The following is a 12,653-nucleotide window of genomic DNA, read 5'->3' as shown; positions in this document are numbered from 1 at the left end:
GCCCGATTTATGCTTTTTTCATCATGTCGACATATAAATCGGCTATTTTAAATTGAAAACGCGCATTATTGGGGCTTCGTAGTAATATTTAGCACTTAAATAAAGCAAAATCAGTAATGTTAAATTAATTAGTGCATGATTAATGGAGAATAACAATGCTAACTAAGAAATTTTTTAAAACTAAAGATGAAACTGAAGTAACTTTTGAATTTAATAGAAGTGATGTAACTACGGCCTCATTGGTTGGTGATTTTAATGGCTGGCAAGCTATTGAAATGAAGTTTAATAAAAAGTCAAAAACCTTTAAAACTAAGGTTAGATTACCTAAAGATGGAAGTTTTCATTTTCGCTACCTGTTAAACGATACAGAATGGGAAAATGATTATCAAGCTGACCAATACTTAGCTAATGAATTTGGCACTGAAAATAGTGTCGTACTGACTACGGCTTTATAAAAAGCCAAAGAAATATTTATGATAAGCAAAGCCTTGTATTAAGGCTTTGCTTTTACTTTATAAAATATATGTATTGAATTGAACTAAAGTTAAAAACTAGTGTTTAATTTATTTAGAATGTAACTTTTAAATTTAGATTTATGAAAGCGTTTATCTACTTATTATTTTAAGCAAACTGACATGTTGTAGTAAATGCTACAACCATCATCAATTTTCTTCACTGGAGAAGCATGGAACAATTTAGAATGGAACCCGGAAGAGTACATCCAATAGGCACAACTGTTGATGATACCGGTGTTAATTTTGCTATTTTTTCAGCATATGCTGAAAAAATTGAATTGTGTATTTTTGATGAGCAAGGTGAAAAAGAGCTAGAGCGTTTTATTTTACCGGCATGTGAACATAATATTTGGCATGGTTTCCTTAAAGGTGCTAAAGCCGGTTTAGTCTATGGTTATAGGGTATATGGACCTTATAGACCAGAATTTGGTCATCGTTTTAATCACCATAAATTATTATTAGATCCTTATGCAAAAGCATTAAAAGGCAATTTCTCATGGTCTGAACGCCATTTTGCTTATAACATTCATGACCCTAAAAAAGATTTATCTTTTGATGATAGAGATAATGCAGATGTGATGTTGAAAGCTGTTGTTATGGATGCTTCTGCGCCGCTTGTTCCAAGAAAACCAATCGCTTGGAAAAACACGGTTATTTACGAAGGTCATGTAAAAGGTTTAACAGCACTAAACCCGAAAGTTCCCGAAGCCTTACGTGGATCATTTCTAGGTATTAGTCACCCAGCTATGATCGCCCATTATCGTGCTATCGGTATTACCACGATTGAATTATTGCCAGTACAGCAATTTATTTCTGAACAATTTCTTACCGACAAAAAACTTTCAAATTATTGGGGCTATAACTCATTAGCGTTTTTTGTTCCGCATAAAGATTATTTAAATCAGCACCAAATTCGTGACTTTCAACGCATGGTTGATGAACTTCATCAAGCCGGTTTTGAGGTGCTTATTGATGTGGTTTATAACCATACTTGTGAAGGTAACCGTTTAGGGCCAACACTAAGCTTTCGAGGGATAGATAACCATTCTTACTACCGATTAAACCCAGCTGAACCGCGATATTATATTAATGATACCGGCTGTGGAAATACTATCAATATTAGCCATCCGCGTGTATTACAGATGGTAATGGATAGTTTGCGTTATTGGGTACAAGTGATGGGAGTTGATGGTTTTAGGTTTGATTTAGCCACCATTTTAGGCCGTGAATTACATGGCTTTGATAAAAGTAATGGCTTTTTAGATGCAGTATTACAAGACCCCATTTTAAGTAGTGTAAAAGTTATAGCAGAGCCCTGGGATATTGGTCCTGGCGGTTATCAATTAGGTGGATTTCCATCGCCGTGGTCTGAATGGAACGATCGTTACCGTGACACCATGAGACGCTACTGGCGCGGAGATAAAGGTTTGTTACCTGAATTTGCTCGCAGAATTCATGGTTCGAGTGACATTTTTGAGCACAGTGGACGTCAGCCATTTGCTAGTATCAATTTTCTTTGTAGCCATGATGGCAATACGCTGCGCGATTTAGTCAGTTTCCAAGACCGACATAATGAAGAAAATGGCGAAAATAACCGCGATGGTCATTCAGATAATTTTGCGCATAATCACGGTATTGAAGGTGAAACTACCGACACTGCCATACAGTCAGTTCGATTACGCCAAATTAAAAATATGATGGCAACACTTATGCTATCTCAAGGCGTGCCAATGATACTGGCAGGTGATGAAATAGGCCGTACACAAAAAGGTAATAATAATGCCTACTGCCAAGACAACGAAATAAATTGGTTAGATTGGGATGAGAATGCGTTATATGCTCAAGAACTTAAGGGTTTTACGGCTAAATTAAGTGAACTTAGAAAACGCTTTTCTATGTTGACCCATGATCATTTTATTCACAAAGATGATACAAAATCTTCGGTGGATATTATTTGGTATCACCCATCTGGCTTTGAGATGCAAAAAGATCACTGGCACTCACATCATGCCGCGACGTTAGGTTATTTGATACATGAAAAAGCGCCCAACAGTCCGTCTCTTTTGTGTCTTTTTCATGCAGGTTCTGAACCGGTTGAATTTCAATTGCCGAAGATTGATGACATACAGCATTGGCAAGTCATGATTGATACAACAGCAATTACTGAACAAGAAGACGTTTTAAATATACCCGCAGAACGCGTAATTACCATGGCACCATTTTCAACAATTGTTTTATTAAACGATTGTTTATAAATAACAAATAGGAAGCACTCATTGTGAATAACGAAAAAAAATTATGTGAAATTACTTCATCAGATGGCAGTGTTTTAATGAATGAACACACTTTTACTGAAGATTTGGCGCGACATTTCCATTTTTCACTTGGTCGTGACAAGGTGCAAGATTCTCACTTATACCTTTATAACGCACTTGCCATTACCATTCGTGACCGTTTAGTTGCCCAATGGCGAGAAACACGTGAGACCCGTGGACATCAGCGCCGTGTTGGTTATATATCATTAGAGTTTTTAATGGGCAGAACACTTAATAATGCTATTTTAAATTTAGATTTAGACGACACAGTTCGTGATGCGTTAAAAGGTTATTGCTGTGATCTAGAAGATGTTGAGCAAGCAGAGCATGACGCAGGACTAGGTAACGGTGGTTTAGGACGACTAGCCGCTTGTTTTCTAGATAGTTGTGCTAGTTTAGCTTTACCCGTTATTGGTTACGGTATTCGTTATGAATACGGCATGTTTAATCAACAAATTAAAAATGGTGCGCAAATCGAGCATCCTGATAATTGGTTACGTAATGGTAACCCTTGGGAAATTGCGGCGCCTGAAAAAGCGATCAGAGTTAAATTTTTTGGTCAAGTTGATGTGATTAAAAAGCGCAGCGGCCAACAATACCGTCAGTGGAATAACACCCAAGATGTACTTGCTGTTCCTTATGATATGCCGATTCCAGGTTATCAAAATGGTATTGTGAATACTTTAAGGTTATGGAAATCTGAAGCGACTGATGAATTTGATCTTGGTGAGTTTAACGCCGGTAGTTATACCGAGTCAGTGGCTAAAAAGAATCTAGCCGAACAAATTACTATGGTGCTGTACCCAAATGACACCAGTGAAAACGGTAAAGAACTTCGTTTACGTCAACAATACTTCTTATCTTCAGCATCTTTGCAAGATACCATTAATAGTTATGTCGAAAATTGTGGTAATAATTTTGATGAGTTTATTGCGCTAAATAGCTTTCAACTTAATGATACTCACCCAAGTATTGCGGTGCCTGAGTTGATGCGAATTTTAATGGATGATTATGCAATTTCATGGGATGACGCATGGAATATCACCACAAAAACGATGGCTTACACTAACCATACGTTATTACCTGAAGCATTAGAAAAGTGGCCGGTTAGTTTATTTGCGAACTTATTACCACGTATCTTAGAAATTATTTACGAAATTAATGCGCGTTTTCTTCAACAAGTTGCGGTTGCATGGCCGGGCGATTCACATAAACAACAAGCGTTGTCACTGATTGAAGAAAGCCACGAACCTCAAGTTCGTATGGCGCACTTAGCGATTGTGGGTAGTTACTCAGTTAATGGCGTTGCAGCGTTACATACCAAGCTTTTAAAAGCAGGTTTGTTTAATGACTTTTACCAATTGTGGCCTGACAAATTTAACAACAAAACTAATGGCGTTACACCACGTCGCTGGTTATCGCATTGTAACAACAGTTTAGCTGACCTTATCTCAAGTAAAATTGATAAAAATTGGGTTGCTGATTTTGCCTATGTTGAGCAATTAAGTAAGTTTGCTGAAGATCATGCTTTCCATAAACAGTGGCAAGAGAGCAAAAAAGCCAATAAAATCGTTTTAGCTGAGTTTGTAGAAAAAGCTACGGGTGTTAAGTTTGATGTAGATATGATGTTTGATGTACAAGTTAAACGTATTCATGAATACAAACGTCAACTACTGAATATTTTACACGTTATTGGCCTATATGACCGAATTCGTAAAGGTGATACTGCCGATATAACTCCGCGTTGTGTCCTTATTGGCGGTAAAGCAGCGCCTGGCTATGTTATGGCAAAAGAAATTATTAAATTAATCAATAATGTTGCTGACACCATTAACTTAGATCCAAAAGCCGCTAAGTTTTTAAAGGTTGCTTTCGTACCTAACTACAATGTTTCTGCCATGGAAATTATTTGTCCTGCTACTGACTTATCAGAACAAATTTCAACAGCAGGTAAAGAAGCATCAGGTACCGGCAACATGAAATTTATGATGAATGGTGCATTAACAATTGGTACATTAGATGGTGCAAATATCGAAATTAGAGATGCCGTTGGAGCGGAGAACTTTTTCCTATTTGGTGCTCAAGCTCATGAAATTTCGGATATTAGAGAAAATTATCAACCTAATGAGATCATAGCTAATTCTGAAACATTATCAGCGGTTATGCACTTGTTAGAAAGCGGTCACTTTAATTTATTTGAACCAGGTATTTTTGATTCAATTATAAAAACAATACGTGACCCACATGATATGTGGTTAACAGCGTACGATTTTGATAGTTATTTTCAAGCTCAGCGAAGTGTTGATAAAACTTATCAAGATCAAACTCTGTGGACTAAAATGAGTATTTTAAACACTGCAGCAAGTGGTGTGTTTTCGAGCGATCATACGATCAGGCAGTATCGAGATGAAATATGGAAGCTTTAGTAATTTACTCTGTGCTAAGTTGATTAATGAATTGGCCATTTTTAGTTATTTAAAATAAGAGTGGCCACGTTATTAATTCAACCAGTATTAAAAAGTAAAAGGCTATTTAATGAACGTTAATTAATGTTTGTAAAGGTAAAGGATACGTTATGCCCAATTATGTAGAAAGAAGAATAAGTAGTTTAACAAAAGAAACTTATGCGTTGATTTTGGCTGGAGGCCGAGGTTCGCGACTCTATGAATTAACAGACAGACGAGCTAAACCTGCTACCTTTTTTGGTGGTAAGTTTAGGATTATCGATTTTCCTTTATCAAACTGTATTAACTCAGGTATTAGGCGTGTAGGTATTGCGACTCAATATAAGTCACATTCACTTATTCGTCATGTTAACCGCGGTTGGGGACACTTTAAGAAAGAGCTTGGTGAATCCATTGAGATTTTGCCGGCATCACAACAAACGGGCGATGGCTGGTATCTTGGTACGGCTAATGCCGTATTTCAAAACATTGACATTATCAGACATGAATTACCTAAATATGTGATGATTTTATCTGGCGATCACGTTTATCGTATGGATTACGGTCCTTTACTCGCTCAACATGTGGCTAGTGAAGCAGATATGACCGTATGTTGTATTGAAACATCGGTTGAAGAAGCGGCAGGGCAGTTTGGTGTAATGACCGTTGATGAAGATAGCCGTGTTTGTCGCTTTGATGAGAAGCCAGCTAATCCTTCTGAAGTACCTGGCAAACCTGGTGTTACATTAGCGTCGATGGGTAACTATGTTTTCAACACAGAATTTTTATTTGAACAACTTGAAAAAGATGCTGCTCAAGAAGGGTCAAGTGGTGACTTTGGTAACGATATTATTCCTAGAATAATCGAATCTCATCGCGTATTTGCTTACCCGTTTAAAGATCCCGACAGTGAAAAACAACCTTACTGGCGTGATGTAGGTACCTTAGATTCTTTTTGGGAAGCCAATATGGAATTAGTGGCACCAGAGCCACAGCTTAACATGTACGATGAAAACTGGCCTATTTGGACGTATCAAGAGCAAACAGCACCCGCTAAGTTTGTATTTGACCAAGACGAGCGACGTGGAATTGCAATAGATTCAACGGTTTCTGGTGGTGTGGTTGTTTCTGGTTCAACGGTTAAAAGAACGCTGTTATTCTCAAAAGTAAGAGTTAATTCTTACTGTGAAATTGATGAATCAGTTATTTTACCTGGCGTTGTTATTAATCGTAATTGTAAAGTTAAAAAAGCAATTATCGACCGTGGTTGTGAAATTCCAGCTGGTATGGAAATAGGCATAAACCATGATGATGATCGTGCAAATGGTTTTAGAGTTACAGATAAAGGTGTTGTTTTAGTTACCATCGGTATGCTTGCAAAACTGAAAAGTGAAAATAAATAGCTTTTGATAAGCAATTATTAACGTTAAGGGTAATTTCAATTGGAAGAAATTACCCTTGTTAATATTAATTATATTTAAATTTATTTTAAATATAAAAATAAGCTATAAAATGCAAACACATAAAAAATTAATGCATTTAAGTAATCGTATATAAAGTTAACGGTATACTAGGAAAATATAATGAAAAACCTAGCAAAAAGCTTGTTAGATAACGAAGAAGTTTCAGCAATAGTTAATGTAAAGCATAGAGATATTTTTTCCGTACTAGGCATACATAAACATCCAATGACCAGTGGTTTAATTGTTCGCGCATTTTTACCTGAAGCACTCAGTGTTGAGGTTATTGATACTAAAACTCAAGCTTTAGTCGCTGAACTTAATCAAGTTGATCAAGCGGGACTATTCGAAGGTAAATTAGGCCGAAAACGAAATGTTTTTGACTATCGTTTACGTGTTTTATATAAAAATGAAACTGTTATTGTTGACGACCCATACCGTTATCCTTCGTTATTAAAAAGTGAAGATCTCTACCTTTTTTGTGAAGGTACACATGAACAAGCTTATCAATGGATGGGCGCTCATGAAATTATCGTTGATAACGTTAAGGGCACACACTTTGTCGTTTGGGCTCCTGATGCTTCTCGTGTTTCGGTGGTAGGAGATTTCAATTTTTGGGATGGTCGACATCATGTTATGCGCAAGCATCCTGGCTCTGGTGTGTGGGAGATATTCCTACCTAATGTGTGTGCTGATGCCAGCTATAAATATGAAATTTCTGATAAGTATGAGCAAATTCAGCCATTAAAAGCTGACCCATATACACTTTCAATGCAATTAGCGCCTGAAACGGCCTCTAAAGTGAGCCAAAATAGTGAATATCAGTGGCAAGATTCGCAATGGATGAACGAGCGTGATAACGCATCTAATCATTATCATGGTGCAGTTTCAATTTACGAAGTACACCTTGGCTCATGGAAAAGAAATTTAACTAATAACAGCGATAATTCACATTCACCAAGTTACTTAACTTACCGTGAATTAGCTGAGCAGCTAGTACCTTATGTTGTTGAAATGGGCTTTACTCATCTGCAACTTATGCCGGTAAGTGAGTACCCTTTTGATGGTTCTTGGGGCTACCAGCCTATCGGACTTTTTGCGCCTACTGCCCGTTTTGGTAGTGCAGAAGACTTTAAATATTTTGTCGATAGTTGCCATCGCGCTGGTATTGGGTTGCTGCTAGATTGGGTGCCGGGCCATTTTCCTACCGATGAACATGGCACGGGTAAGTTTGATGGTTCATGCTTGTATGAACATGAAGATTTACGCAAAGGTTTTCATCCAGATTGGAAAACCCTTATTTATAATTATGGTCGCTCAGAAGTACAAAGTTATTTATTGAGTAACGCTATTTACTGGTTAGATCAATACCACATCGATGGTTTGCGTGTTGATGCCGTTGCTTCAATGTTGTATCTAGATTACAGCCGCGAAGCTGGCCAATGGTTGCCTAATGAACATGGTGGCAGAGAAAACTTAGAAGCGATTGAGGTATTACAAAAAGTGAATACCCGTTCGTACGCAAAGCATCCTGGCGTTATGATGATTGCGGAAGAATCAACTGCGTGGCCTGGTGTATCAAAACCGGTTGATACTGGCGGTTTAGGTTTTGGCTTCAAATGGAACATGGGTTGGATGAATGACACGTTGAAATATATGGAACGTGATCCTATTTATCGACAACATCATCATAACGAAATGACCTTCGGCTTAGTCTACAGTTTCAGTGAAAACTTTGTCTTACCTATTAGTCACGACGAAGTAGTGCATGGTAAAGGCTCGTTGTTAAATAAAATGCCCGGTGATGATTGGCAAAAATTTGCTAATTTACGCGCCTATTATGGTTTTATGTGGACTCATCCTGGTAAAAAACTATTGTTTATGGGCTGTGAATTTGCTCAACGTAAAGAGTGGAATCATGATCAAAGCTTAGATTGGCATTTACTTGAAAATGACAGTCATAAAGGCATGCAAACACTGATAAAAGATTTAAATCATACCTATAGAGGCATTCCTGCATTGCATGAACTTGATTGCGACGGTAATGGTTTTGAATGGTTAGATTCGCAAAACAGCGCGCAATCAATCTTGGTTTATTTACGTAAAGGCCAAGAAGGCACAGCACCTGCTTTAGTCGTTGTTAACCTAACACCGACAAGTTACGAAAACTTTGCCGTTGGTGTACCACAAGCTGGATTTTATCGAGAATGCTTAAATACCGACAGCAGTATTTATGGTGGTAGTAATGTTGGTAATGGTGGTGGTGTCAACTCAGTAAATGAGACATACGCTGGTCAAGAGAACAAAGTTTCTTTGTCAGTGCCTCCGCTTGCGACGATGATTTTTGAATTACAGTAAAATAATAAAATTAAACTAACGTAATACAATTGCTATGTAGGTCGGACTTCAGTTCATCAATCGCTTAATAGGCTATTAATTTGATGGATTTATCAATGCTGAAACGGATATTGTTTTTTAAGCGGTATTAATGCCGCCAACCGTTATGTTGATAATAAACAAGATGGATTAAGTTCCGACCTACAAGTAATTTAAACGTATAAAAATAATATTTTTTAAGGGTAAGTTATGACAACTGAACATGTAATCAACGCTAAGCAAATAAAAACTCAAGCATTTACAGATCAAAAGCCAGGAACTTCAGGCCTTAGAAAAAAAGTTAAGCAATTTCAACAACCCGGTTATTTAGAGAACTTTGTTCAAGCCGTATTCAATACTATTGCGCCATGTGCGGGCAAAAAATTAGTTATTGGCGGTGATGGACGATTTTATAATCGTGAAGCGATACAAGTTATTATCAAAATGGCTGTAGCTAATGGGTTTTCTCATATTTTAGTTGGACAGGGTGGTATTTTATCAACACCGGCAGCCTCTTGTGTGATCCGAAAAAATAAAGCCTGCGGCGGTATTATTTTATCAGCGAGCCATAATCCTGGTGGTCCAGATGAAGATTTTGGTATTAAGTTCAATGGTGAAAATGGCGGACCTGCACCAGAGAAATTAACCGATGCGATATTCGAACAAACTTTATCGATGGCGCAATATTTAACGATTGATGCCGACGATATTGATCTTGATAACCTAGCAACATTGCAAATTGCACAATGCCAAATTGATGTAATTGACCCCGTAAGTGATTACGCTGATTTAATGGAATCGATGTTTGACTTTTCAGCAATGAAATCCTTAATTGCCAAAGGTGATTTTCGTCTGTGTTTCGACGCTATGCACGCTGTAAATGGTCCTTATGCGAAAGAAATTATTGAAAATCGCTTAGGTGCGCCCGTTGGTTCAGTGATTAATGGCATCCCACTAACTGATTTTGGTGGTGGTCATCCTGATCCTAACTTAGTGCACGCACATGAATTAGTTGATTTAGTTTATGGTGAAGACGGCTTTGATTTTGGCGCTGCGTCAGACGGTGACGGTGATCGAAACATGGTGCTTGGTAAAGCGTTTTATATCAACCCTTGCGATAGTTTAGCGATATTAACCGCCAACGCGAGCCTAATTCCTGCCTATGCGAAAGGCATTGCTGGCGTTGCGCGATCAATGCCAACAAGCAGAGCTGTTGACCGTGTAGCCGAAGCTATGAATATACCGTGCTTTGAAACGCCAACCGGTTGGAAGTTTTTCGGTAATTTATTAGATGCAGGCAAAATCACCTTATGTGGTGAAGAAAGTTTTGGTACAGGCTCTGATCATATTAGAGAAAAAGATGGTTTATGGGCAGTATTGTTCTGGCTTAATTTAATTGCCGTTAAACAACAACCGGTCAGTGAGATTGTTAAGAACCATTGGTTACAATATGGTCGTGACTATTTTACTCGTCATGATTATGAAGCTGTAGACAGTGCCAATGCCCATGAAATGATAGCTCAGTTAAAAGCTAAAATTTCCACTTTACCGGGTCAGGAATTCTCAGGTGTTAAGATTACATCAGCAGACGATTTTCAGTACATTGATCCAGTAGATAACAGTAAAACAAGTGCACAAGGTGTTCGGATTTATTTAGAAAATGGCGGACGAATTGTCTTTAGGCTTTCAGGAACCGGAACACAAGGCGCCACATTGAGGGTTTACTTAGACTGTTATCAACAAGACACTGCTTTGTTAGCACAAGAAACACAACAAGCCCTGAGTGAGTTAATTCAAATAGCCGAATCTGTTGCGGGTATTAAACAATTTACAGGTAGAACTCAGCCTGACGTTATTACATAACAGGTAGTTTTTAACATATTAAAGAAAACTAATAATAAATATTAAGTAGTTAAAATAAAGTAGAAGGTATTAAATGAAAATATTAATGGCAGCCGCTGAAAATGATGCATTACCTCGTGGGAAAGTAGGTGGTATAGGTGATGTTGTTCGAGATATCCCTATTGCCCTAGGTAAAATTGATCAACAGGTAGATGTTGTAACACCTGGCTATGGTGCCTTTTCTAAGCTAGAAGGAGCACAGCACGTAACTTCACTTGAGGTTACATTTGGCTCTCAACAAGAAAAAGTTGATATTTTCAAAGTTTCGTTTAAAAAATCGACAAAAAATGCATCGAAAAATGTAACGCAATGGGTCATTGAACATCCTTTATTTGCTATTGGCGGAGTAGGAAAAATTTATTGTGATGATCCAAGTAACAGACCTTTTGCATCAGATGCCAGTAAATTTGCCTTATTCAGTGCTGCTGTTGCCAAAGCGGTTATTTGTGATGTTTTTGGTAAAATAGACGTATTACATTTACACGACTGGCATACCGCTATGGTGTCAGTATTACGTGCTTTTGAACCTGAGTATCAACAACTAAAAGCGATTAAAACCGTTTTCACTATTCATAATATTGCCTTGCAAGGTATTAGACCTTTTGATGGTGATGAATCTTCGTTAAAGGCTTGGTTTCCATATTTAGCTTTTGATTATAGTAAAATTAACGACCCGCGTTATCACGATTGTTATAACCCTATGCGCGCTGGTATTACGTTGTCAGATAAAGTGCATGCTGTTTCGCCAACGTATGCAAAAGAAATATTACTGCCAAGTAATATTGAACAAGGTCATTTTGGTGGTGAAGGTTTAGAGCATGACTTGCGTTATGCCGCTGACACAGGCAGGTTGCACGGTATATTAAATGGTTGTGAATACCCTGAAAGTACAAAAGCGCCACTTAAACTCAAAGCTTTATTAACATTATCAGCGAAAGAAGTGGTTAAATGGCTCGACGATAAGCCGTTAGTTGATCAAGCACATTTGCTGGCCGCAACACGATTAGCACAAGTTGCTAATAAGCAATATAAAAAACAACCGCTAGTGTTAACTTCTGTGGGGCGTATTACCGATCAAAAAGTACGTTTATTTCAAGAGATAATGCCCAATGGTAAAACAGCCTTAGAACACTTATTAGCCATATTAGCAGATGATGGCGTATTTATTTTATTAGGTAGTGGTGATAAAAAACTCGAAGAATTTTTAACCAAAATAGCGGTTAATCATAATAATTTTATTTTTCTTAAAGGCTATTCTGAAGCCTTATCGATCAATATGTATAACTCAGGTGACTTATTTTTAATGCCCAGTTCATTTGAACCTTGTGGCATTAGTCAAATGCTATCAATGCGGGCAGGACAGCCTTGTTTAGCTCATAGTGTTGGTGGTTTAAGCGATACTATAAGCCATAACAAGAACGGTTTTACTTTTAATGGTGATAACCCGCTTCAGCAAGCTGAAAATATGCTCAGTTGTTTTCATTCCGTTTTGGCAATGAAAAAACATAGCCCTACAGAGTGGGCAACAATTTCTGATAATGCCTTAAAATCACGATTCTTATGGAGTGACGTTGCTCATGATTATATTAAGCAACTATATAACCACTAAATAGTAATTGAGTTGTCATTAAGCTGAAGTCA

The 12,653-nt window shown here is 37.6% G+C and carries 7 protein-coding genes; all 7 read left to right on the top strand.

The window, feature by feature from the left end; all coding sequences use genetic code 11:
• Nucleotides 1-155: 155 nt before the first annotated feature.
• The 7 genes from H4J50_RS11845 to H4J50_RS11815 all read left to right on the top strand — a co-directional run bounded on the left by H4J50_RS11845 (nucleotide 156) and on the right by H4J50_RS11815 (nucleotide 12,621).
• Complete coding sequence (locus tag H4J50_RS11845; protein ID WP_108455636.1) at nucleotides 156-455, top strand: isoamylase early set domain-containing protein; 300 nt, start codon at nucleotides 156-158, stop codon at nucleotides 453-455.
• A gap of 230 nt (nucleotides 456-685) precedes the next feature.
• Nucleotides 686-2,770, top strand: coding sequence for a glycogen debranching protein GlgX (gene glgX, locus H4J50_RS11840; protein ID WP_182256633.1), 2,085 nt, complete (start codon nucleotides 686-688; stop codon nucleotides 2,768-2,770).
• Nucleotides 2,771-2,790: 20 nt separating this feature from the next.
• Nucleotides 2,791-5,256, top strand: a complete 2,466-nt coding sequence (locus H4J50_RS11835) for a glycogen/starch/alpha-glucan phosphorylase (RefSeq protein ID WP_404842751.1) — start codon at nucleotides 2,791-2,793, stop codon at nucleotides 5,254-5,256.
• 149 nt (nucleotides 5,257-5,405) lie between these two features.
• A complete protein-coding gene (gene glgC / locus H4J50_RS11830; protein WP_108455638.1) occupies nucleotides 5,406-6,677 on the top strand; it encodes a glucose-1-phosphate adenylyltransferase in 1,272 nt (423 codons plus the stop codon).
• 180 nt (nucleotides 6,678-6,857) lie between these two features.
• Nucleotides 6,858-9,092 (top strand): 1,4-alpha-glucan branching protein GlgB, encoded by a 2,235-nt coding sequence (glgB, locus tag H4J50_RS11825; RefSeq protein ID WP_182256631.1) that lies wholly within the window; start codon nucleotides 6,858-6,860, stop codon nucleotides 9,090-9,092.
• A 228-nt stretch (nucleotides 9,093-9,320) separates the two neighbouring features.
• The gene (locus H4J50_RS11820) at nucleotides 9,321-10,973 is read left to right on the top strand and encodes an alpha-D-glucose phosphate-specific phosphoglucomutase (protein ID WP_220466178.1); all 1,653 of its coding nucleotides are present in this window, start codon (nucleotides 9,321-9,323) and stop codon (nucleotides 10,971-10,973) included.
• A 73-nt stretch (nucleotides 10,974-11,046) separates the two neighbouring features.
• A complete protein-coding gene (locus tag H4J50_RS11815) occupies nucleotides 11,047-12,621 on the top strand; it encodes a glycogen synthase (RefSeq protein ID WP_182256629.1) in 1,575 nt (524 codons plus the stop codon).
• The last annotated feature ends 32 nt before the right edge of the window (nucleotides 12,622-12,653 follow it).

The organism is Colwellia sp. 6M3 (assembly GCF_014077595.1).
Lineage (GTDB): Bacteria > Pseudomonadota > Gammaproteobacteria > Enterobacterales > Alteromonadaceae > Cognaticolwellia.
This window is presented reverse-complemented; position numbering and strand designations above follow the sequence as displayed.